This is a genomic window from Agrococcus lahaulensis DSM 17612 (assembly GCF_000425105.1).
Lineage (GTDB): Bacteria > Actinomycetota > Actinomycetes > Actinomycetales > Microbacteriaceae > Agrococcus > Agrococcus lahaulensis.
The window spans coordinates 50076-71614 of record NZ_AULD01000015.1 but is presented as its reverse complement, the minus strand read 5'-3'; the positions used below and the strand labels follow the sequence as shown (position 1 = coordinate 71614).

24 protein-coding genes are annotated in these 21539 nt (G+C 74.0%); 12 read left to right on the top strand and 12 right to left on the bottom strand.

Annotated elements, in window-relative coordinates:
• Positions 1 to 53: 53 nt before the first annotated feature.
• Together H508_RS0108295 and H508_RS15375 are read right to left on the bottom strand one after the other, a co-directional pair.
• Positions 54 to 803 (bottom strand): alpha/beta fold hydrolase, encoded by a 750-nt coding sequence (locus tag H508_RS0108295; RefSeq protein WP_026373717.1) that lies wholly within the window; start codon positions 801 to 803, stop codon positions 54 to 56.
• Positions 800 to 1225: a GNAT family N-acetyltransferase gene (locus H508_RS15375; protein ID WP_051223059.1), complete on the bottom strand. Its 426-nt coding sequence runs from the start codon at positions 1223 to 1225 to the stop codon at positions 800 to 802. The genes H508_RS0108295 and H508_RS15375 overlap by 4 nt, the downstream gene beginning before the upstream one ends.
• A 66-nt stretch (positions 1226 to 1291) precedes the next feature.
• On the opposite strand from H508_RS15375, the gene H508_RS0108285 reads away from it, so the two are divergent.
• Positions 1292 to 1774 carry a pyridoxamine 5'-phosphate oxidase family protein gene (locus H508_RS0108285; protein ID WP_026373716.1) on the top strand — a complete coding sequence of 161 codons (483 nt, stop codon included), beginning with the start codon at positions 1292 to 1294 and terminating at the stop codon, positions 1772 to 1774.
• 114 nt (positions 1775 to 1888) lie between these two features.
• Here H508_RS0108285 and H508_RS0108280 read toward each other — a convergent pair whose 3' ends face one another.
• A complete protein-coding gene (locus H508_RS0108280; RefSeq protein ID WP_051223057.1) occupies positions 1889 to 2422 on the bottom strand; it encodes an ASCH domain-containing protein in 534 nt (177 codons plus the stop codon).
• 40 nt (positions 2423 to 2462) lie between these two features.
• On the opposite strand from H508_RS0108280, the gene H508_RS0108275 reads away from it, so the two are divergent.
• The 3 genes from H508_RS0108275 (at position 2463) to H508_RS0108265 (ending at position 5383) form a co-directional block, all read left to right on the top strand.
• Positions 2463 to 2981 carry a hypothetical protein gene (locus tag H508_RS0108275; RefSeq protein WP_026373714.1) on the top strand — a complete coding sequence of 173 codons (519 nt, stop codon included), beginning with the start codon at positions 2463 to 2465 and terminating at the stop codon, positions 2979 to 2981.
• Positions 2982 to 2997: 16 nt separating this feature from the next.
• Positions 2998 to 3795, top strand: coding sequence for a thioesterase family protein (locus tag H508_RS0108270; protein WP_026373713.1), 798 nt, complete (start codon positions 2998 to 3000; stop codon positions 3793 to 3795).
• A 91-nt stretch (positions 3796 to 3886) separates the two neighbouring features.
• Positions 3887 to 5383, top strand: a complete 1497-nt coding sequence (locus H508_RS0108265) for an alanine/glycine:cation symporter family protein (protein WP_026373712.1) — start codon at positions 3887 to 3889, stop codon at positions 5381 to 5383.
• A 12-nt stretch (positions 5384 to 5395) separates the two neighbouring features.
• On the opposite strand, the gene H508_RS0108260 is transcribed toward H508_RS0108265, so the two are convergent.
• The gene (locus tag H508_RS0108260; RefSeq protein WP_026373711.1) at positions 5396 to 6268 is read right to left on the bottom strand and encodes a hypothetical protein; all 873 of its coding nucleotides are present in this window, start codon (positions 6266 to 6268) and stop codon (positions 5396 to 5398) included.
• Positions 6269 to 6302: 34 nt separating this feature from the next.
• Here H508_RS0108260 and H508_RS0108255 point away from each other — a divergent pair, with 34 nt between their 5' ends.
• Entirely contained in the window at positions 6303 to 6671 is a 369-nt protein-coding gene (locus tag H508_RS0108255; protein ID WP_026373710.1) for a DUF2255 family protein, read from the top strand.
• A gap of 14 nt (positions 6672 to 6685) precedes the next feature.
• On the opposite strand, the gene H508_RS0108250 is transcribed toward H508_RS0108255, so the two are convergent.
• Positions 6686 to 7354 carry a DsbA family protein gene (locus H508_RS0108250; protein ID WP_026373709.1) on the bottom strand — a complete coding sequence of 223 codons (669 nt, stop codon included), beginning with the start codon at positions 7352 to 7354 and terminating at the stop codon, positions 6686 to 6688.
• Between the two features lie 65 nt (positions 7355 to 7419).
• Between H508_RS0108250 and H508_RS0108245 the strand changes: the two genes are divergently transcribed.
• The gene (locus H508_RS0108245) at positions 7420 to 7707 is read left to right on the top strand and encodes a DUF1905 domain-containing protein (RefSeq protein WP_026373708.1); all 288 of its coding nucleotides are present in this window, start codon (positions 7420 to 7422) and stop codon (positions 7705 to 7707) included.
• An 82-nt stretch (positions 7708 to 7789) separates the two neighbouring features.
• Entirely contained in the window at positions 7790 to 9967 is a 2178-nt protein-coding gene (locus tag H508_RS17175) for a protealysin inhibitor emfourin (RefSeq protein WP_084155240.1), read from the top strand.
• Positions 9968 to 9971: 4 nt separating this feature from the next.
• Here H508_RS17175 and H508_RS0108235 read toward each other — a convergent pair whose 3' ends face one another.
• Positions 9972 to 11723 (bottom strand): thiamine pyrophosphate-binding protein, encoded by a 1752-nt coding sequence (locus H508_RS0108235; RefSeq protein ID WP_342663264.1) that lies wholly within the window; start codon positions 11721 to 11723, stop codon positions 9972 to 9974.
• A 201-nt stretch (positions 11724 to 11924) separates the two neighbouring features.
• Between H508_RS0108235 and H508_RS0108230 the strand changes: the two genes are divergently transcribed.
• Entirely contained in the window at positions 11925 to 12623 is a 699-nt protein-coding gene (locus tag H508_RS0108230) for a lysoplasmalogenase family protein (protein ID WP_026373705.1), read from the top strand.
• Positions 12624 to 12626: 3 nt separating this feature from the next.
• Here H508_RS0108230 and H508_RS0108225 read toward each other — a convergent pair whose 3' ends face one another.
• Positions 12627 to 13520, bottom strand: a complete 894-nt coding sequence (locus tag H508_RS0108225; RefSeq protein WP_035254541.1) for a LysR family transcriptional regulator — start codon at positions 13518 to 13520, stop codon at positions 12627 to 12629.
• 64 nt (positions 13521 to 13584) lie between these two features.
• Between H508_RS0108225 and H508_RS0108220 the strand changes: the two genes are divergently transcribed.
• The gene (locus tag H508_RS0108220; protein WP_026373703.1) at positions 13585 to 13866 is read left to right on the top strand and encodes a GNAT family N-acetyltransferase; all 282 of its coding nucleotides are present in this window, start codon (positions 13585 to 13587) and stop codon (positions 13864 to 13866) included.
• A gap of 3 nt (positions 13867 to 13869) precedes the next feature.
• Here H508_RS0108220 and dhaM read toward each other — a convergent pair whose 3' ends face one another.
• The 3 genes from dhaM to dhaK are packed head-to-tail and all read right to left on the bottom strand — an operon-like array spanning position 13870 to position 16192.
• Positions 13870 to 14556 (bottom strand): dihydroxyacetone kinase phosphoryl donor subunit DhaM, encoded by a 687-nt coding sequence (dhaM, locus tag H508_RS0108215; RefSeq protein WP_026373702.1) that lies wholly within the window; start codon positions 14554 to 14556, stop codon positions 13870 to 13872.
• A complete protein-coding gene (gene dhaL / locus H508_RS0108210; RefSeq protein WP_026373701.1) occupies positions 14553 to 15173 on the bottom strand; it encodes a dihydroxyacetone kinase subunit DhaL in 621 nt (206 codons plus the stop codon). The genes dhaM and dhaL overlap by 4 nt, the downstream gene beginning before the upstream one ends.
• A gap of 14 nt (positions 15174 to 15187) precedes the next feature.
• Complete coding sequence (gene dhaK / locus H508_RS0108205) at positions 15188 to 16192, bottom strand: dihydroxyacetone kinase subunit DhaK (RefSeq protein WP_026373700.1); 1005 nt, start codon at positions 16190 to 16192, stop codon at positions 15188 to 15190.
• A gap of 235 nt (positions 16193 to 16427) precedes the next feature.
• Between dhaK and H508_RS0108200 the strand changes: the two genes are divergently transcribed.
• Together H508_RS0108200 and glpK are read left to right on the top strand one after the other, a co-directional pair.
• Entirely contained in the window at positions 16428 to 17159 is a 732-nt protein-coding gene (locus H508_RS0108200; RefSeq protein WP_425393458.1) for an MIP/aquaporin family protein, read from the top strand.
• A 76-nt stretch (positions 17160 to 17235) separates the two neighbouring features.
• Positions 17236 to 18747: a glycerol kinase GlpK gene (gene glpK / locus H508_RS0108195; RefSeq protein ID WP_026373698.1), complete on the top strand. Its 1512-nt coding sequence runs from the start codon at positions 17236 to 17238 to the stop codon at positions 18745 to 18747.
• 64 nt (positions 18748 to 18811) lie between these two features.
• On the opposite strand, the gene H508_RS0108190 is transcribed toward glpK, so the two are convergent.
• Positions 18812 to 19756, bottom strand: coding sequence for a hypothetical protein (locus tag H508_RS0108190; RefSeq protein WP_026373697.1), 945 nt, complete (start codon positions 19754 to 19756; stop codon positions 18812 to 18814).
• A 7-nt stretch (positions 19757 to 19763) separates the two neighbouring features.
• Positions 19764 to 20819, bottom strand: a complete 1056-nt coding sequence (gene trpD, locus H508_RS0108185; RefSeq protein ID WP_026373696.1) for an anthranilate phosphoribosyltransferase — start codon at positions 20817 to 20819, stop codon at positions 19764 to 19766.
• Between the two features lie 69 nt (positions 20820 to 20888).
• On the opposite strand from trpD, the gene ctaE reads away from it, so the two are divergent.
• The gene (ctaE, locus tag H508_RS0108180; RefSeq protein ID WP_026373695.1) at positions 20889 to 21533 is read left to right on the top strand and encodes an aa3-type cytochrome oxidase subunit III; all 645 of its coding nucleotides are present in this window, start codon (positions 20889 to 20891) and stop codon (positions 21531 to 21533) included.
• Positions 21534 to 21539: the final 6 nt, after the last annotated feature.

The following is a 21539-nucleotide window of genomic DNA, read 5'->3' as shown; positions in this document are numbered from 1 at the left end:
CAGAGCGCCGAGCGCACCGCTGCTCGCGACCCGCGCGGCTCCGCGGCCTCGCGTCAGGCCGTGTGCGCCAGGATCGCCGACGCGACCGCGCGGGGCGCGGTGTGCTGCACCGCGTGCGGGTGCCCGGGGACGTGCACGAGCCGTGCGCGCGGCGCGCGATCGCGCAGCTCGCGGCTCCAGCGCAGCCCCGCGATCGGGTCGCGCTCGCCCCGCACGACGAGCAGCGGCACCCGGAGCCGCTCGACCGCCCGCTCGAGCGGATAGCCGAGCATGTGCCGCAGCTGCACGAGGTACCACGCGGGGCCGGCGCGCACGTAGTCGCTCAGGATGATGGCGTTGCCGCTCGGCGGCTCGCGCAGCCCGTCGACGAGCAGCGCGAGCGCCTGCGCGGCCGGCGAGCGGTGCCGGTGATCGGTCACGGGGCCGATCGTGACGACGAGCGAGACGAGCTCGGGCCGCTGCAGCGCGAGCTCGACGACCCACTGCGCGCCCATCGAGTGCCCGACGAGCACGACCGGGCCGGCGCCGATCGAGTCGAGCGCCTCGCCGAGCCCTCGCGCCATCGCCTCGACGTCGACGTCGCGGCCGGGCTTGGGGAGCCCGCCGAAGCCCGGCAGGTCGACCGAGATCACCCGCGCCTGCGTGGCGAGCACGCCGTGCAGGCGCGCGAAGTAGCGGCGCGAGACGCCGATGCCGTGCACGAGCACGACCGTCGGATGCGTCGGGTCGGGTGCCGACGCATCCGCCGTCAACCGGAAGGCGAGATCGCCGATGTCGACGCGATGCGCACGGCGGCGCCTCACGCGTCGTCCGCGCCGGCCGGCAGGTCGAGCGTCATGCCGAGCGGGTCGCCCGTCGCGGCGACGAAGCCGACCTCCTCGTAGACCGAGACGGCCTCGGGGCTCGAGAAGAGGCCGACGACGGCCTCGGCGGGCGCCTCGTCGCGCACGTGCTCGAGCAGCCGCTCGACGATCCGGGTGCCGATGCCCTGCTCCGACGCATCCGGGTCGACCATCACGTCCTGCACGTACCAATAGCGCACGCCGTCGCCGACGAGGCGGCCCACACCGACGGTGCGGTCGCCGTCGCGCACGACGACGCCGTGGAGCGAGCGCTCGAGGGAGCGGTCGATCGTCGCCCAGTCGAAGTGGTCGAGCCAGCCGACGGCCTCGGCGACGGTGCGCTGCTCGGCCGCGGTCGGGATGCGGTCCTCGAACGTGATCATGCCGCGACGATAGCCATGCAGCCTGGATCCAGGCCGCGCCCAGCCCCCGGTGCGAGCGTGGAGCGCATGACCGATCACACCGATGAGCTCGAGACCGTCACCGACATCATGCGCTCGACGAAGGTCGCGTCCCTGGCGTACGTCTCGCAGCAGGGCGACCTCGTCTCCGTGCCGATGGGCACCCAGGAGTTCGAGCACCCGCACACCGTCTGGTTCCTGACCCAGCGCTCGACCGAGAAGGTCGCGGCGATCGCGGCCGACCCGCGCGTCAACGTGCACTACGCCGGCAAGGGCGGCTGGGTGTCGCTCGCCGGCACCGCGCGCTTCGTCGACGACCGTGAGAAGCTGCGCCAGCTGTGGGATGCGTCGGCGGATGCGTTCATGACGGGCGAGCCGGAGGACCCCGACAACGGCCTGCTCGAGATCACCGCCTCGAGCGCCGAGTACTGGGACTCCCCCGGCGCGGTCGCCGTCGCCGTGCAGCTCGTGAAGGGCATCGTGAGCGACGAGCGCCCGGACATGGGCGAGACGGGCGTCGTGCGGCTCTGAGCGCGTCCCCGCTCATCGAGTAGGCCCGGAGGGCCGTATCGAGATGATCGATGGTCTCGATACGCCGGCTGCGCCGGCTACTCGACCAACGGGTCGGGGCGCCGGCTGCGCCGGCTACTCGACCAACGGGCTGGCGTCGGCGAGCTCCGGCGGCCACACCACCGCGAAGCGCTCGAAGACGATCTCGTCGTCCTCCGACCACGTCGCGCCGCGCGCGGCGGCCGTCCGCGTCCAATAGCGGCGGTGCTCGCGCCGCCACGACTCGAGCGACCGGTCGTCCTCGCCCTCGTCGGCCGCGAACGCCGCGTCCGCGCTGCCGAACGGACCGACGCGCAGCTCGACGCTCCGCAGGATCGCCCGAGGCCGGCCCGCGCCGTCGCACGCGATCCAGTGCGAGCCGATGCGGGGCAGCTGCTCCCCCGACGCGACGAACTCGGCGACGAGCTCGGACGTCGCGCGCTTGCCGCCCTCGAGCACGAGGGCGAGGAGCGCGTCGGCGAGCTCGGCCGAGTCGCCGAAGCCCTCGACCGTGTGCTCGGCCGTGCCGGCGACCGCTTCGGGGTGCGCCTCGGCGTACGCCGCCCACATCGCCGCGGCGGCGTCGCGGTCGGGGGCAGCGGCGGGCTCGCGGGCGCTCTCGGCAGTCATGCGCTCCATCGTGCCAGGCCGGGGCGCGTACGATGCCCGCGTGCCGAACGACGCCGACCTCGCCGCTGTGGAGCGCGCCCGCGCGCTCCTGCGCGCGGTGGCCGAGCGGCTGGCCGAGGCGGGCGCTCGCGACGAGGCGCTCGCCGAGCACGTCGAGCCGAAGCCCTTCCTCGGCATCCCTCGGCGGCCCACCATGCGATCGCTCGGCCGCGCCTGGCGGCTCGGCGCGCTGCTCGTGGGGCGCGACGGCTCGGTGTGGCAGACGGGCATCTCGACGCGCGTGACCGAGCCCGGCCGCCCGCAGTTCCACTCCGCCTCGGTCGAGCAGCGCCGCGCCTACCGCGCGGCCGCACTGCAGGGCCGCTTCCCGATGGGCGAGACGGTCAACCACGGCGTCCGCCCGATCGCGATCGACGAGTCGCTCATCGGCGGCCCCGGCCCGCTCCTCGTCGAGGGCGGCGAGGCGCTCGTGCGCTGGGGCGCCGACGCCCCCGTGCCGCTCGAGCGCTACCTCGACGACCTCGCCGACCTGCTGCTGCACCCGCCGCAGGGCGCGTAGCGGCTAGCGTCGAGGCGTGCACCAGACGTCCGATGCCTACTTCGTCGCGCTCGGCGACGGCCGCTACCGACCCACCGAGCACGCCGTCGGCGCGTGGCAGGAGGGCGAGATCCACTTCGCGCCGCTCGCGGGCCTCCTGACGCACGCCGTCGAGCGCCACCGCGCGGCCATCGGCGCCGCGCCGCTGCGGCTCGGCCGCATCGCCTTCGACATCCTCGGCTTCCTCGCGCTCGAGGACGTCGCCGTGCGGGTCGAGACCCGCCGCCCCGGCCGCACGATCGAGCTCACCGAGGCCACGACATCCATCTCCGGCCGCGACGTCGCGATCGCCCGGGCGTGGCACAGCGTCGAGGTCGACACGAGCGCCGTCGCCGGCGGCGAGGCCGAGCCGCTCCCGTCGCCCGATGCGATGCACGCGTCGGCCTTCGCGGCCGAGTGGGGCGGCGGCTACGTGCGCTCGGTCGAGCTGCGCGTCGCGGGCGATGGCGCGCCCGGCCGGAACCGAGCGTGGAAGCGCACGACGCATCCGCTCGTCGAGGGCGAGGAGACGAGCGCCCTCGCCCGCTGGATCGGGCTCGTCGACGGCGCGAACGGCATCGCGGTGCGCGAGCGGCCCGACGAGTGGATGTTCCCCAACCTCGACCTGACGATCCACCTCCACCGCGAGCCCGAGGGCCGGTGGGTCGGGTTCGACACGCGCGTCGCGTTCGGCCCCACCGGCCAGGGCGAGACGCACTCGGCCCTGCACGACGAGCGCGGGCACGTCGGCCACGCCTCGCAGACGCTCACCGTCCGGCCGATCCCGACGCGCTGAACCAGCGCTCGGCGGATGCGCGGGGCACCCCTCGCGCGCCGGTAGGTTTGCACCCGACGCACGACCGCGACCTCGAGGAGACCGACCGCCGATGGACCTGACGCCGCTGCAGACCGTGCTCGACAGCCTGAGCGGCATCATCTGGGGGCCGTTCCTCCTCATCCCGCTCCTCGTCGGCACGGGGCTCTACCTGACCATCAGGCTCGGCGGGCTGCAGTTCCTGAAGCTCGGCGCGGGCCTGCGCCTCGGGCTGCTGCGGCGCAAGGACGACGGCGCCGAGGGCGACATCTCGCAGTTCCAGGCGCTCACGACCGCGCTCGCCGCGACCGTCGGCACCGGCAACATCGTCGGCGTCGCGACCGCGATCGGCATCGGCGGTCCCGGCGCCCTCTTCTGGATGTGGGTCACGGGCCTCGTCGGCATGGCGTCGAAGTACACGGAGTCCTACCTCGCGGTGCGCTTCCGCACGACCGACGAGGCGGGCGAGAAGTCGGGCGGCCCGCAGCACTACCTCCGGCGCGGCATCCCCGGCCCGCTCGGTCGCGCGCTCGCGCTCGCGTTCGCCATCTTCACCGTCATCGCGTGCTTCGGCATCGGCAACATGACGCAGGGCAACTCGATCGCCTCGAACGTCGAGTTCAGCTGGGGCGTGCCGACGTGGGTGACGGGCATCGTGCTCGCGGCGCTCACGCTCGTCGTGCTCGTCGGCGGCATCAAGTCGATCGGCCGCGTCACCGCGGGCTTCGTGCCCGTCATGATCGTCTTCTACGTGGTCGGCGGCCTCTGGATCCTCGGCGCGAACGTCACGGCGCTGCCCGCCGCCCTCGCCCAGGTCTTCACGGATGCGTTCACCGGCACGGCCGCGATCGGCGGCTTCGCGGGCTCCGCGCTCATCATCGCGGTGCAGATGGGCGTCGCGCGCGGCCTCTTCTCGAACGAGTCCGGCCTCGGCTCCGCCGCGATCGCCGCCGCCGCCGCCCGCACGACACACCCCGTGCGGCAGGGCCTCGTCTCGATGACGCAGACGTTCATCGACACGCTCATCGTCGTGAGCATCACGGGCCTCACGATCGTCGTGACGGGCGTGTGGGACGACGTCGACGAGGCGGGCGAGCAGCTGAGCGCCGCGCTCATGACGGGCGAGGCGTTCTCGACCGGGCTGCCGGGCGACTGGGGCCACTGGGTCGTCACGATCGGCCTCGTCCTGTTCGCCTACTCGACGATCCTCGGCTGGTCGTACTACGGCGAGCGCAACGTCGAGCGGCTCTTCGGCCGCCGGCTCGTCATGCCCTTCCGCGTGCTCTTCTCGCTCGTCGTCTTCGTCGGCTGCACGACCGAGCTCTCGCTCGTGTGGACCTTCTCCGACATCGCCAACGGCCTCATGGCGCTGCCGAACCTCATCGGCCTGCTCATCCTCTCGGGCCTCGTCGCGCGCGAGACGCGCCACTACCTCCGGCACGACCCGCGGCTCGAGGCGTCGAAGGACGAGATCGAGGCGTTCATGGCCGACCAGCCGGGCTGGGCCGACTGGAAGGCGGGCGACGAGATCGGCACCTCGCGCATCGACGTGCGCCGCGCGCGCCGCTGAGGCTCGACCGCGTCACGGCTGCGCGGCGCAGCGCGCGACGACCCACGCGAGCAGGGCGTCGCGCTGCGCGTCGGGGCTCGGCAGCACGAGCTCGGCCGGCTCGCCCGCGCTCGTAACCCGGATGCGGAACAGCGTGCCCTGCTTGTCCTCCGCGATCGCGTGCGCGTCGCACCGCCCGGGCGTGAGCGGCACCTCGACGACCGCGGGCTCGCCGCCCGGCTCGATCGCGAGGCCGACCGGCAGCGACTCGATGCGGTTCCCGGATGCGTCGACGGGCGCGAGCAGGACCGTCGCGCCGACCTCGTCGACGCTCCCGCCCGCGGCGCCCTCGCCCGCCACGGGCACGACCTCGAGCCGCACGATCGCCGCACCCGACCCATCCGCCGGGATCGCCGGGTCGAGCCACCGCACGGCCGCGACGTCGCGCTCGAAGGACCGCAGCGCGCACGCCGCGTCGTCGATCGCCTCGAGCTGCCCGAGCGGGTCGCCGGGGACGCCCGCGACGACCCGCCCGTCGGCGAGCTCGAGCACGGCGCGGTGCTCGAGCGGTCCCTCGTCGCACGTCGGCGGCGGCAGCTCCAGCCGCAGGTTGCGCGAGGCTCCCGCGGGGACGGCGTCGCCCTCCGCGCGCTCCATCGGCGCGCTCCAGCGGCTCGACTCGTAGGCGGCGCGCGCGACCTCGAGCTCCGCCGCTCCGCCGTTCGTCACGCGCAGCTCGACGTGGCCGCTCGCGACGTCGCCGCGCAGCTGCACGAGCTCGAGCACGATGCTCGCCTCGGCCGCCGGCATCGCGCTCGGCGCCCGGCCGGGCGACGCGGCGCAGCCCGCGATCGAGAGCAGCACGACGGCGCTCCAGGCCGCCGCCGCGCCTCGCCGCTCGAGCATGGCGCTCATCCTGCCACTGCGACAGGATGGCGGCATGAGCGCGCCGTGGGACCCCGAGGACCTCGCCGTGATCGGCATGACCGAGGAGCTGCACCTCTCCTCCCGGCGTCCCGACGGCAGCCTGAGCCCCGCGATCACGATCTGGGCCGTCGCAGTCGGCGGCGAGGTGATCGTCCGCTCGGCCTACGGCGAGCGGAACGGCTGGTACCGCCGGGCGCTCGAGCGCGGCGCGGGCCGCATCCGCTGCGGCGACGTCGAGCAGGACGTCGTGATCGAGGACGGCTCGGGGCTCGACCAGCGCGTCATCGACGACGAGTACCGGCGCAAGTACGCGCGCTTCGACCCGCCGATCGTCGCGACGGTCGTGGGGCACGCGCACACGCTGCGGCTGCGCCCCGCCTGACGGGCGCGGCTCCGCTACTCGGCGAGCGCCGCCTCGATCGCGGCCTCGAGGTCGCCGAAGTCGCGCAGCTCGAGCTGCTCCCCGTCGACGTAGAACGTCGGCGTCGAGGGCACGCCGAGCGCGATCCCGGCGTTCGCGTCGAGGGCGACGCGGTCGAGCGTCGCGTCGGCCGCGACCGCCTCGTCGAAGGCCGCCATGTCGAGCCCGAGCTCCTCCGCGTAGCCGCGGAACGTCGCCTCGGCGCCCTCCGAGCCCGCCCACTCCGACTGCCGCTCGAACAGCAGCGCGTGCATCTCGGCGAACGCGCCCTGCTGCGCGGCCGCCTCCGCGGCGACCGCTGCGGGGATCGCGTTCGGGTGGCTCGGGAGCGGGAAGTAGCGCACCGCGAACGTCACCTCGTCGCCATGCCGCTCGACGAGGTCGTCGACGATGGGCGCGAACTGCCCGCACGCGGGGCACTCGTAGTCGAAGAACTCGACGACGACGGGCGCGCCCTCGCCGGCGTCCGAGAGCAGGTGGGTCGACTCCTCGACGAGCTCGGCGGTCGCGGTGCTCGAGCCGGGCGCGGGCGCGGGCGCTGCGGTCGGCGGCTCCCACGGCCGCACGACGAGCAGCGCGACGCCGACGATGAGGACGAGGGCGCCGACGACGGCGGCGATGGAGACGGCGGCGCTTCTGGGCATGGCATCCAGGCTATCGGCCGGGCTCGCTCCTCCCCCGCGCCCGCCCTCGCCGCTAGCGTGCCCACATGGAGCTCGAGTTCTCGTCGACGGCGATCGAGTGGCGCGGGCCGCCGCCCTTCGTCTTCCTCCCCGTGCCGCCCGACGAGTCGGAGCTCATCCACGAGAGCGCGCGCGAGCTCACGTACGGGTGGGGCGTCATCCCGGTCGAGGCGACGATCGGCGGCACGTCGTTCACGACCTCCCTCTTCCCGCGCGACGGGCGCTACCTGCTGCCGCTCAAGGTCGCCGTGCAGCGGGCGGAGGGCGTCGGGCTCGGCGACGAGGTCGAGGTGCGGATGCGCGTGGGCCGGTAGCGCGATCGGTGGCCGCGGGCGACGAGCCGACCGTCAGCGGCCGGGAGTAGCATCGCCGCGATCGGAGGACGAGGGGGCGTCGATGGGATTCGCGGAACGGCTCGGAGCGCTCGGCGCGACCGCGTTGCGCCGAGCGGAGCGCGGCATCCACCGGCTCGCGCGGCCAGCGACCTTCGCCCTCGCGCCGGTGCTGCTGCGGCAGGCCAAGCAGCTGCAGTCGGCGCTCGTGTGGCTGCCCGAGCCGCAGGGGCGGCGCTGGGGCACGGTAGGCCCGGCGAGCGGCGCCGAGCCGCTGCGGCTGCTGCTCGTCGGCGACTCGACCGCGACCGGCGTGGGCTCGGAGCGGCTCGAACAGGCGCTCGCCGTGCGGCTCGCCGAGCGGCTCGCATCGCTCGGCGACCGGAGCGTCGCGTGGCGCATCGAGGGGCAGGAGGGGTCGACGGCCGCGGCGGTGCTCGAGCGGCACCTCCCCGTGCTCGACCGGCAGGCGCACGAGCCCTTCGACGCCATCCTGCTGCTCGTCGGCGCCAACGACGCGCTGCAGCTCGTCAGCCGAGGCGCGTTCACGGCGACCGTGCGCTCGCTCCTCGACGGCCTCCGGCGCCACCTGCGGCCCAGCGGCGTGCTGTGCGTCGCGGGCGCCCCGCAGATCGACACCTTCGAGTGGCTCCCGCAGCCGATCCGCTCGCTCCTCGGCGGCCACGCGCGCAGCCTCGACGACGCCCTCCAGCGCATCGCCGCCGCGGCGCCCGACGTGCTCCACCTCCCCACGCCCGCGATCCTCGAGCCGCAGTGGCACGCATCCGACGGCTTCCACCCCTCCGCCGCCGGCTACGAGCTGTGGGCCGGGCTCATCGCGCCCGCGATCCACGACGCGCTCGAGGCCCGCTCGGCCGCGCCCCGCGCCGACGACGCGGTGCACGCCGTGCGCCGCGGCATCGTGCCGCCCTACCTGCTCGAGCGGCTCGCCGCCGCCGACGTGCCCGCCGCGCGCATCGCCGAGCGCACGCTCGGCGTCGACCGCGACGTGCGCGGCGAGCGAGCCGGTCGCTCCCGACAGGGCATCGGGCTCCCGGCACCGGCGCGCGTGCCGGGCGAGCCCTCGCCCGATCGCGTCATCAGCGACGCGCGCGGCACGACGACGCTCCCGGGCGAGGAGGTGCGCACCGAGGGCGGCCCCGCGACGGGCGACACGGCCGCCGACGAGGCCTACGACGGGCTCGGCGCGGCGTGGCGCATGCTGCTCGAGGCCTTCGGCCGCGACTCGCTCGACGGGCGCGGCATGCCGCTCCGAGCGACGGTCCACTACGGCACGCGCTACGACAACGCGTTCTGGGACGGCGAGCGCATGGTGTTCGGCGACGGCGACGGCGAGGTGTTCGCCGGCTTCACCGGCGCGATCGACGTCATCGGGCACGAGCTCGGGCACGGCGTGATCGCCGCGACCGCCGACCTCGTCTACCGCGACCAGCCCGGCGCGCTCAACGAGTCGATCGCCGACGTGCTCGGCTCGCTCGTGAAGCAGCACTCGCTCGGCCAGGACGCCGTCGAGGCGGATTGGCTCATCGGCGCGGGCGTCTTCACCGATCGCGTGCAGGGCGTCGCGCTGCGCTCGATGGCCGCGCCCGGCACCGCCTTCGACGACCCCGTGCTCGGCAAGGACCCGCAGCCGGGCCACATGCGCGACTTCGTCGTCACGCGCGACGACCTCGGCGGCGTGCACATCAACTCCGGCATCCCCAACCGCGCGTTCCACCTCGTCGCCACCGCGATCGGCGGCCCCTCGTGGGAGGCGCCGGGCCGGATCTGGTTCGACGCGCTCACCGGCGGCCTCTCGGCCGAGGCCGACTTCGTCGCGTTCGCACGGGCGACCGAGGCGGCCGCCGAGGCGAGGTTCGGGGCGGATGCGCGCGAGACCGAGGCGGTGCGCGCGGCGTGGCGCGAGGTCGGCGTGACCGAGGGCGCGGAGCCGGACGCGCCGATCGAGGACGCGGTGCGCGTCGCGCGGACGGGCGGGATGCTCGGCCGCACGCGCGCCGCGACGCTCGAGCTCGAGATCATCCCGGGCGAGGATCGCGATCGGCTCGACACCCTCGTCGCCTCGGGTGTGCTCGCCGAGCTCGACGGGCAGGTGCTGCCCGACGCGCCGCTGTGGCGCGTGACGATCGAGACGCGCTGCGACGTCACGGTCGCCGAGCCCCTCCTGCCCGACGAGGTGCTCTCGCTCTTCCGCCGGCTGCTCGAGCTCGACGAGCGCTGAGGCGTCAGCGCCCCGAGGCTCGCTTCGCGGCGTCGACGACCTCGAGCATGTAGGGCGCGACGACCTCGCGGCTCACGCGGCAGTCGGCGAGGAAGACGCCCTCCGCTCCGCTCGCGAGCCACGCCTCGAGGTGGCGGAGGTCGTCGAGCGATTCGATGACCGCGCCCTCGGCGCCGAAGCCGCGCGCGACCGCGGCGAAGTCGACCTGCTCGATGAGCATCGGCTCCTCCGCGACGCCGCGCACCGCGTACTGGTGGATCTCGGCGCCGTAGGCGGCGTCGTTGACGAGCACGATGACGCCGCGCCGCACCGAGCGGACGACGGAGTCGAGGTCGGCGATCCCCATGAGCGCACCGCCGTCGCCCGAGACGAGCACGATCGTCGACTCCGGCCGGGCGACCCCCGCGCCGACGGCGCTCGGGAAGCCGAGCCCGATCGTCTGGAAGGCGGTGCCGACGAGGAGCAGCCGCTCGGGGTCGGCGACCGAGAGGTGCGTGGGCGCCCAGCCGATGAAGTGGCCGCCGTCCGAGACGATGACGCGATCCTCGGGCAGGATGCGCTCGAGCGCGTGGAAGAGGCTGCGCGGGTCGAGGCGGCCGTCGGGCGCGAGCAGGTCGCCCGGCTCGCGGTCGCGCTGCGCTCCCGTGACGTCGCCGAAGCCGGCCTCGGCCCACCCCTCGTCGCCCCGCGCATCCGCCCCCTCGGCCCCGACGAGCGCGACGAGCGCGTCGGCGACGAGCCGCGCGTCGCCGCGCACGTGCTCGTCGACGCGCGGGTTCGTCGCGGCCTCGAGCACGTCGACCTGCACGACGCGCGCGTCGGGCGCGAAGGCGTCGCCGAAGCGGGTCTGGAACTGGTTGAGGCCCGCGCCCACGACGAGCACGACGTCGGCGCGCTCGATCGCCGCCGCCGCCCGCTCCGACGCGAAGCCGCCCGAGATGCCGAGGTGCCGGTGGTCGTCGGCGAAGATGCCGCTGCCGAGCACGCTCGACGCGGTGCGGGCGCCGAGCGCCGCGGCGAGGGCGCGCAGCGGCTCGGCGGCGCCGGCGAGGTGGGCGCCGCGGCCCGCGAGCAGGAGCGGCCGCCGCGCCTCGAGCAGCTGCTCGGCGACCCCGGCGAGCTGCTCGGCGTCGATCGAGAGGAACGGCTCCGCCACCGCCTCGGCGACGGACTCGGCCGCGCCCTCCTCGACCTCGAGGTGCGCGATGTCGTACGGGATGGCGAGCACGACCGGGCGGCGCTCGACGAGCGCCGTCTCGACGGCGCGACGGGCCGCCGCTGCTGCGTCGGCGCGCGTCGCGACGATCGTCGGGGCGCCGACCGCGGTCGCGATCGCCCGCTGATCGACGTCCCACGGGCGCGGGCCGGCGATCGGCTGGTCGCCGACGACCAGCACGAGCGGCACGCGCGCGATCGCCGCCTCGGCGAGCGGCGTGATGGCGTTCGTGTAGCCGGGCCCGTAGGTCGTCGTCGCGATCGCCAGCGCACCGCTCGCCCGGTGGTGGGCGTCGGCGGCGGCGACCGTCGCCGCCTCGTGGCGCACGGTCGTGACGGCCATGGCGCCGCGCCGCACGACGGCGTCGAGGAACCAGGCGTTGCCGTTGCCCATGAGCGCGAACACGACGGATGCGTGGCGCTCAAGCTCGGCGGCGATGGCGGCGGAGACGGTGGTCGCCGCGGTCGCGGCGCGGTCGGCGGTCGAGGCGGCGGTGTCGGGCACGATGCGCTCCAGGGGTTCCGGAGGCTCGCGCGGCACGCACGGAGCCTCGTCTGCGAGGGTCCATGTGTGTCGCGCGCGGAGCGCGTGGTCGCCTTTGTCGTGACCGGCGCCGAGGGCGCCTGACGAGTCGATGCTAGTCGAGCGCCGCGCCGACGCGGAACGGCGATCGCGGAGCACCGGCCTCGACACGCGCACGCCGCCGCGCCCGATCGCGAGGCCCGTGGTTGCATGGCTGGCATGCCGCCGCTGCCTCGAGCCCTCCGCGCGGGGTTCGCGGTCTCCGGCACGGCGCTCGCGATCAACCTCGCGGCGGCGCTGCTGCTCGACCTCGAGGTGGGCGAGCCTGCGCTCCTCACGCTCGCGCGCGACCTGACGATGTGGCTCCTCGCGCTGCCGATCGCCGTCGCGCTGCTCGTGCTGGGCGCCTGGCGGAGCGCGACGGGCGTCTGCCACGTCACCGCGGTGCAGCTGTGCTGGCTCGGCGACGGCCTCGGCTCCCTGACCGGCGAGACGATCGTGCTGCTGGGCATGTTCCTGCTCGCCGCCGTCGCGTTCCTGGCCGCGCTGTGGCCGTCGCGCCGCCGCTCGCTCGCGTGGGGCTGGGCGGCGATCGGCTACGGCCTCGTCGGCGCCATCTCGGGCGGCGTCATCGCGATCGGCGCGGGTCCGCTCGCGGTGCCCGTGCTGCTCTACGCGCTCCTCATCGCCGCCGTCGCGGCGTTCGCGGCGATCGACACCGCCGGCCTGCTCGGCGGCCTGCTGCTGCTCTCGAGCGTGCTCGTGCTCGGCATCGGCCTGTTCCTCATCGAGATCCCGGATGCGCTCCGCGCGTTCGCGGTGCTCGTGATGTACGTGCTCGGGCAGGCGCTGCTCGCGGTCAGCCTGCAGCAGCGGCTCGGCCTCGGCCGCGCGGTCCCGCAGCCCGCGCGCGCCTGACCCTCAGCGCCCCTCGGCCCAGAGCCGCTGCATCGCCTCGAGCACCGTGAGCACGGCCGGCACCCGCTCGGCGCCGTGCCGGTGCCGCAGCGAGACGGTGCGGCCCGAGCCGTCGGAGAGCGGCGCGACGACGACGTCGTCGCGCGTGAGCACCCGCAGCGCCATGTCGGGCAGCAGGGTGACGGAGCCGGTCGCCGCGACGAACGACTGCGCGGCGACGAAGTCGTCCGTCTCGAAGTGGATGCGCGGGGCGAAGCCCGCGTCGGTCGCGAGCGATTCGAGGTGGGAGCGGCATCGCTCGCACCCGCCGACCCACTCGGCGCCGGCGAGCGCCGCGATGTCGACCGGGGCGCCGTCCGCGAGCTCGTGCGAGGCGGGCAGCACGATGCGCGAGGGGTCGGGCCCGAGCTCGATGCGCGCGAGCTGCACGTCGTCGTGCAGCTCGTCGTACTCGAACGCGACCGCGACGTCGGCGTCGCCCGCGAGCACCGCATCGATCGCCTCCGGCGGCTCGAGCTCGATGACGCGCGCGGTGAGCCCCGGCACGGCGAGCCGCGCCGCCGCGATCGAGCGGGGCACGAAGTCGGCGAGCGCCGAGGGGAACGCCGCGATCGTGACGCTGCCGGCGCCCTCGGCGAGCGACGCGAGCTCGGCCTCCGCCGAGCCGAGCAGCCCGGCGATCCCGTCGGCGTGCCGCAGCAGGCGCTCCCCCGCCTCGGTGAGCGTGACGCCGGTCGACGAGCGCAGCAGCAGTGCCTGGCCGACCTCCTCCTCGAGCAGGCGGATGTGCTGGCTCACGGCCGGCTGCGTCCACCCGAGCACCCGGGCGCCGCCCGAGACGGAGCCCTCGCGCGCGACGGTGCGGAAGATCAGGATGCGTCGCGGGTCGAGCTGCATGGCTCCAGCATGCCGCACCCCGCCGCTCACGGCGCACCCAGCCTCGCGGGCTACGCTCGCGGCCATGAGCGAGCAGATCGAGATCGTCGACAACCCGACATCGCAGCGCTTCGAGGCGCGCGTCGACGGCGCGCTCGCCGGCTTCGCCGACTACCGCGACGCCGACGACGTCCGCGCCTTCCCCCACACCGAGGTCGACCCGTCCTTCGGTGGCCGCGGCATCGGCTCCCGGCTCGTCGACGAGGCGCTCCGCGCGACGATCGCCGAGGGCAAGCGCATCCGACCCCAGTGCTCGTTCGTCGTCGCCCGGGCGGCGCTCGACGAGTTCGCCGCGCACCGCGCCTAGCGACTACCCCTCCCCGAACCCGCTCTCCGCGAGCTCGCGGATCGCCGCGATCGCCTCGCGCGCCTGCGGCCCGGTCGCCTCGAAGCGCGCGATCGCGCCCCGGTCGAGGCCGAGCGCGAGCACGCGCAGCAGGCTCGAGGCGTCGACGCCGTTCACCGTCACCTCCGCCTCGAAGCCGCCCGCGGCGCGCACGAGCAGCGCCGCCGGCCTCGCGTGCAGCCCGTGCTCGTTCTCGAGCTCGAGCTCGAGCACCGCCGCGCCGTCCTCCGGCTCGACGACCGCGCCCCCGCCCTCGGTGGGCTCCGGCCGCGCCGCCCCCTGCGGCCCCGACTCGGCGGCCGCCACGACCTGCTCGAGGCCCGCGCCGCCCTCGGCGGCGACCGCGGCGGCGACCGCGCCCTCGACGAGCGGCGCGTCGGCGATGCGGATGCGCTCGGGCGCCTCGGCGAAGTCGAGGGCGGTCTGGGCGGTCAGCACCGCCGATCCGAGGTCGCACAGCACGACGACGCCGTCGCCCGAGTCGGCCTCGGCGATCGCGGCCTGCACGCGGTCGAAGCTCGTGCCGAGCGAGCCGTCGTCGGTGCCGCCGGCCGCGGCGATCGCGACGCTCGGCGCCATCTGCGCCGCGAGCTCGACGACGCCCTCGGCGATGCGCGCCGAGTGCGAGACGATCGCGAGCCCGACGGTCACGGCGTCTCCGCCGCCGCGGCGAGGATGAGCGCGGTCGACTCCGCCCCCGGGTCGCGGTGCCCGACGGCCCGCTCGCCGAGGTAGGAGGCCCGGCCCTTGTGGGCGACGAGCGGCTCCGTCGCGATCGCGCCCTCGGCGGCGGCCTCGGCCGCGGCAGCGAGCGCCGCCCGCACGTCGTCGCCGGCAGCGGACGCCGCCTCGACGGCCGGCGTCCACGCATCCACCATCGTCTTGTCGCCCGACTCCGCCTTGCCCCGCGCGACGATGCCGTCGCGCGCCGCGGTCAGCACCTCGACGAGCGCCGCCGCGTCGAGCGCGTCGCGATCGCCCGCCGCCATCGACGCCTTGAGGAACGCCGTGCCGTAGAGCGGCCCCGCCGCTCCGCCGACCGTCGAGATCAGCGTCGTCGCGACGAGCCGGAGCACCGCCGCGGGGGTCGCGCCGTCGTCGAGCGCGTCGAGCTTGCCGAGCACCGCCTGGAACCCGCGGTCGAGGTTCTCGCCGTGGTCGGCGTCGCCGATCGCGCGGTCGAGCGCGGTGAGCTCGGCCTTCCGGCGCGAGACCTCGGCGGCGACCGCCTCGATCCAGCGGCGCGTCCACGCGCCGTCGAGCGCCACGGATCCCTCGGTGCTCACCGGCCCCACCGCAGCGCCGCCGTCTGCACCGGGGCGTCGTAGAGCTCGAGCAGGTCGTCGTCGACCTGCAGGAGCGTGAGCGAGACGCCCTGCATCTCGAGGCTCGTGACGTACGAGCCGACGAGCGAGCGGGCGAGCACGATGCCGCGATCGGCGAGCACCTCCGCCGCCCGGCGGAAGACGATGTAGAGCTCCGACTGCGGCGTGCCGCCCATGCCGTTGACGAGCAGCACGACGCGATCGCCCTGCTGGAACGGCAGGTCCTCGAGGATGGGCTCGATCAGGCGGTCGACGATGCGGTCGGCGGGCTCGAGCGCGATGCGCTCCCTGCCCGGCTCGCCGTGGATGCCGATGCCGATCTCGACCTCGTCCTCGGCGAGCTGGAAGCTCGGCTCGCCCGCGTGCGGCACCGTGCACGGCGCGAGCGCCATGCCCATCGAGCGCACCCTGCTGTTGACGGTGCGGGCGATCTCGGCGACCCGGTCGAGGCTGTCGCCGCGCTCCGCGGCTGCGCCCGCGAGCTTCTCGACGAGCAGCGTGCCGGCGACGCCGCGACGCCCCGCGGTGTAGAGCGAGTCCTTCACCGCGACGTCGTCGTCGACGATGACCGACTGCACCTCGATGCCCTCGGCGAGCGCGAGCTCGGCGGCGGTCTCGAAGTTCAGCACGTCGCCCGTGTAGTTCTTCACGATGTGCAGCACGCCCGCGCCCGCGCTGACCTGCCGCGTCGCCTCGAGGATGGGGTCGGGCGTCGGCGAGGTGAACATCGCGCCCGGCACCGCCGCGTCGAGCATGCCGGGGCCGACGAAGCCGGCGTGCAGCGGCTCGTGGCCGGAGCCGCCGCCCGAGACGATGCCGACCTTCCCGTTGAGCGGCGCGTCGGCGCGCACGACCGCGAACGGCGGATCGACGATGAGGCGCACGAGGTCGGGGTGCGCCGCGGCGAAGCCCGCGAGCCCCTCGTCGACCGTCTTGCCGGGATCGTTGATGAGCTTCTTCACGACGTCGGTCCTCTCCCTCGGGGTGTCGGTCGCTCACACCGTACGCCCAGGATGCTGATCTCGCGATGGATCTGAGGAAATCGCAACCGGTTGCGCAAGATCGGGCGGTGCCCGGTTACAGTGTGGCTACCGCTCGAGCGAGCGGTACGAGCGATGACGCTCGTGGAAGAGAAAGCAGGGACCTGTGGATCTGAACCCCGGTCTGGTATTCCTCTCAGAGCTGGTCGGCACCGCGATGCTCGTGCTCCTCGGCTGCGGTGTCGTCGCGAACGTCGTGCTGAAGGGCACGAAGGGCTTCGGCGGCGGCTTCCTCATGATCAACTTCGGCTGGGGCCTGGCGGTCTTCGCGGGCGTCATCGTGTCGATCTACTCCGGCGCCCACATCAACCCGGCCGTGACCCTCGGACTGCTCGCGCAGGACCTCGTGAAGGGCAACGAGTACGACTGGGCGCTGCTGCCGATGTACCTCGCCGGCCAGTTCCTCGGTGCCTTCCTCGGCGCGGTGCTGTGCTGGCTCGCCTACAAGCAGCACTTCGACGTCGAGGAGGACCCGGGCGCCAAGCTCGGCACGTTCTCGACCGGCCCCGCGCTGCGCTCGACCGGCTGGAACCTCATCACAGAGATCATCGGCACCTTCGTGCTCGTGTTCGTCGTCATCGCGTTCGGCGTGCAGAACGGCGATGCGGATGCGTCGGTGCCCGCCGGCCTCGCCTCGCTCGGCGCGCTCCCCGTGGCGCTGCTCGTCGTCGGGATCGGCGCGTCGCTCGGTGGGCCGACCGGCTACGCCATCAACCCCGCGCGCGACCTCGGCCCGCGCATCGCCCACGCGGTGCTGCCCATCAGGGGCAAGGGCTCGAGCGACTGGGGCTACTCGTGGATCCCGGTCGTCGGCCCGGTCGTCGGCGGCGTGCTCGCCGGCCTGCTCGCGCCCACGATGATCGCCGGCGTCGCCGGCTTCGCAGCCTGAGCGGTCGAGGAGGGGGCCCGCCGGGCTCCCTCCTCTGCTTCCACCACCGCATCCGTCACCGAACCAAGGAGCACTGATGACCGACTACGTCATCGCGATCGACCAGGGCACGACCTCGACCCGCGCCATCCTCTTCGACCACGCCGGCAGCATCGTCTCGACCGGCCAGCTCGAGCACGAGCAGATCTTCCCGCACGCCGGCTGGGTCGAGCACGACCCGATGGAGATCTGGAACAACACCCGCGAGGTGATCGGCCAGGCGCTCTCGAAGGCCAACGTCACCCGGCACAACGTCAAGGCCATCGGCATCACGAACCAGCGCGAGACCGCGGTGGTGTGGAACAAGCAGACGGGCGAGCCGGTCTACAACGCGATCGTCTGGCAGGACACCCGCACGCAGAAGATCGTCGACCGCCTCGCCGACGGCGACACCGACCGCTACAAGCAGAGGACCGGGCTGCCGCTCGCGACCTACTTCTCGGGCACGAAGATCGTCTGGATCCTCGAGAACGTCGAGGGCGCGCGGGAGGCCGCCGAAGCCGGTGACCTCCTCTTCGGCACGACCGACTCGTGGGTGCTGTGGAACCTCACGGGCGGCGTCAACGGCGGCGTGCACGCGACCGACGTCACGAACGCGTCGCGCACGCTGTTCATGGACCTCGAGTCGCTCGAGTGGGACGACGAGATCCTCGCCGACTTCGGCGTGCCGCGCTCGATGCTCCCCGACATCCGGCCGTCGTCGGGCGAGTTCGGCGTCGCGGCGTCGGAGTCGCTCCTGCGCGAGACGCCGATCACCGGCATCCTGGGCGATCAGCAGGCGGCGACGTTCGGCCAGGCAGCGTTCGACACGGGCGAGGCGAAGAACACCTACGGCACCGGCAACTTCCTCATCTTCAACACGGGCGAGGAGATCGTCCACTCGAAGAACGGGCTCATCACGACCGTCGGCTACAAGATCGGCGACGAGCCCACCCACTACGCGCTCGAGGGCTCGATCGCCGTCACGGGCTCGCTCATCCAGTGGCTGCGCGACAACCTCGGGATCATCCCGAACGCGCCCGCGGTCGAGGAGCTCGCGAAGAGCGTCGACGACAACGGCGGCGCGTACTTCGTGCCGGCGTTCTCCGGCCTGTTCGCGCCCTACTGGCGGCCGGATGCGCGGGGCGCGCTCGTGGGGCTCACGCGGTACGTCAACAAGGGCCACATCGCGCGCGCGGCGCTTGAGGCGACGGCGTTCCAGACCGCCGAGGTCGTCGACGCCGTCAACGCCGACTCCGGCGTCGACCTCACGGAGCTCAAGGTCGACGGCGGCATGATCGCGAACGACACGCTCATGCAGTTCCAGGCCGACCTGCTGCGCGTGCCGGTCGTGCGGCCCGTCGTCGCCGAGACGACCGCGCTCGGCGCCGCCTACGCCGCGGGGCTCGCGGTCGGCTTCTGGGGCTCGCTCGACGAGCTGCGCCAGAACTGGCAGGAGGACCGCCGCTGGGAGCCGCAGATGGACCAGGAGGCGCGCGACCGCACGTACCGCAACTGGAAGAAGGCGGTGCAGAAGACCCTCGACTGGGTCGACGAGGACGTCGACTGACCGCTGGAGCGGAGGCACGGAGCGGGGTGGCGGGAGCCGCCCCGCTCTCGCGTGCGCGACGGCTTCAGACCGCTCGCTGCACCGGGTCACTGATCCAGATGACGGCAGCGGCGATCGCGAGGATCACGAGCGCCGTGCGCGCGGTCGAGACGGCGATCACGACCGAGCACCACCAGTCGTCGGCCTCGGAGAGCCTGCCGCGCGACGTCGGCTGCTTCGCCGAGATCGCGACGGCGAGGGCGAGCAGGTCGAGGCAGCAGAGCATCGCGACCACCGCGACGCGCACGCGCGGGCGCTCGCCCGTGCGGTGCGCGCGGCCCGAGCCGTGCGGCTCCGCGACGTGCGCGACCGGCAGGAGCGCGCGCATCCAGCCGTCGAGCCACCACGCGAGCAGCACGAGCATGATGACGAGCACGAGCGCGCCGGTGCGCCCGATCGCCTCGTCGATCGAGCTCGACGCCTCCTGCCAGGGGTGGTCGAACAGCCGCTCGCGGATCGCCGGCAGCGCCCTGGCGAAGAAGGCGGCACCCGCTATCGCGTAGCCGGTCACGACGACGAGGATCGTGAGCGGATGCCGCATGCGCACGAGCATCCAGGCGACGACGAGCGTGCCGAAGGAGATGAAGTCGATCGCGTCGAGCGCGCCGTAGGTCGAGGCGCCGATGAGCGACGTCGACTGCAGCAGCAGCACCGCCGCCTGCGTGCACGCGAAGAGCACGATGCAGTAGAAGGCGCCGAGCCGGTAGCTGCGCGACGCCGGCGCGACGATCGCCGCGAGCACGAGCAGCAGCGCGCCGATGCCGCGCAGCGTGAGCGACGGCGTGAGCTCGGGCGGGCGGTGCAGCAGGAGCGTGAGCCCGTAGCACGAGAGCAGCCCGCTGATGGCGAGCGCGACGAGCAGCAGCGAGCGCGACGTGCGGTCGGCCCACGCGAGCGGCCACGCGTGCCACACCTCGGCGCTCGACCACGTCGTCTGACGCTCGGCGCGCTCGATGACCCGGCTGCTCACCTCGGCATCATGCCGCAGCCGCGGCGCGCCACGCCTCGAGCGTGCGCGTCGCGGCCCCGGAGTCGATCGCGCCGGCGGCGACGTCGAGCTCCTCGCGCAAGCGCTCCACGAGCGGGCGGTCCTTCTGTCGCGGGTCGCCGTCGAGCCGCCAGGCCACGAGCGCGGCGGCGGCGTTGAGCAGCACGACGTCGCGCACGGGCCCCTGCTCGCCCGCGATCGTGCGGCGCAGCACGTCGGCGTTGTGCTCGGCCGAGCCGCCGCGCAGGTCGTCGAGGCTCGCCCGGCGGATGCCGAGCTCGCGCGGGTCGATGTCGTGCTCCACGACGTCGCCGCGAGCGACCTCCCAGAGCTCGGAGTGACCGGTCGTCGTGAGCTCGTCGAGCCCGTCCTCGCCGCGCACGACGAGCGCGGTCGCGCCGCGGGTCGCGAAGACGCCGACGAACTGCTCGATGATGTGCTTGTCGGCGACGCCGACGAGCGAGACCTCGGGGCGCGCGGGGTTGACGAGCGGGCCGAGGTAGTTGAAGACCGTCGGCACCCCGAGCCCGGCGCGCACGGGTCCCGCGTGGCGGAAGCCGGGGTGGAAGCGCGTCGCCCACGCGAACGAGATGCCCGCGCGCTCGAGGATGCGGCGCACGACCGCCGGGTCGTCGTCGGCCGGCACGAGCCCGAGCGCGTCGAGCACGTCCGACGCGCCCGAGGAGGAGGAGACCGCCCGATTGCCGTGCTTGAGCACCGGCACGCCCGAGGCGGCGACGACGATGCTCGCGGTCGTCGAGATGTTGACGGTGTGCTGGCGGTCGCCGCCCGTGCCGACGATGTCGACGACGCGCGTGTCGCCCGGGAGCGGCACGGCCGCCTCGAGGATGGCGTCGCGGAAGCCGACGAGCTCCTCGGCGACGACGCCCTTCGCCCGCAGGGCGATGAGGAAGCCCGCGATCTGCGCCTCCGAGGCGCGCCCGGTGACCACCTCGGCCATCGCCCACTCGGCCTGCCGGATCGCCAGGTCGTCGCCTTCGAGCAGGGTCTCGAGCACGCACGGCCAGGTCAAGAGGCGATCCATGGCTCGAGCCTATCTTTTTGCGCTCGACTGGCTCGTCGGGTCACTACGGCGCGTAGAACTGTCACTAGGATGGACATCGTGTCCACTACTGCGCTCTCCTCGTCGCCCTCAGCGCCGATGATCCGCCGGCCGAACACCGTGGCGGTCGGCACCATCGTCTGGCTCGGCAGCGAAGTCATGTTCTTCGCCGGCCTCTTCGCGATCTACTTCACGCTCCGATCGATGTCGGGCGACCTGTTCGCGACCGAGGCCGAGAAGCTCAACGTGCTCTTCGCCACGATCAACACGACGATCCTGCTGCTGTCGAGCTTCACGTGCCAGGCGGGCGCGAACGCCGCCGAGCACCACCAGGTGTTCCGCACCGGTCGAGCGCTGCAGTTCTCCAAGTGGGGCATGGTCGAGTGGTTCTACCTGACCTACGCGATGGGCGCGATCTTCATCATGCTGCAGGTCTTCGAGTACGTGGAGCTCGTGCACCACGGGGTCGCGATCCAGTCGAACTCTTACGCGTCGGCGTTCTACCTCACGACGGGCTTCCACGGCCTGCACGTCACCGGCGGGCTCTTCGCCTTCCTCTTCGTGATCGGCCGCGCCTACGCGGTCAAGCGCTTCGGACACAAGGAGGCGACGAGCGCGCACGTCATCTCCTACTACTGGCACTTCGTCGACGTGGTCTGGATCGGCCTGTACCTCGTCATCTACTGGCTCAAGTAACGGTTG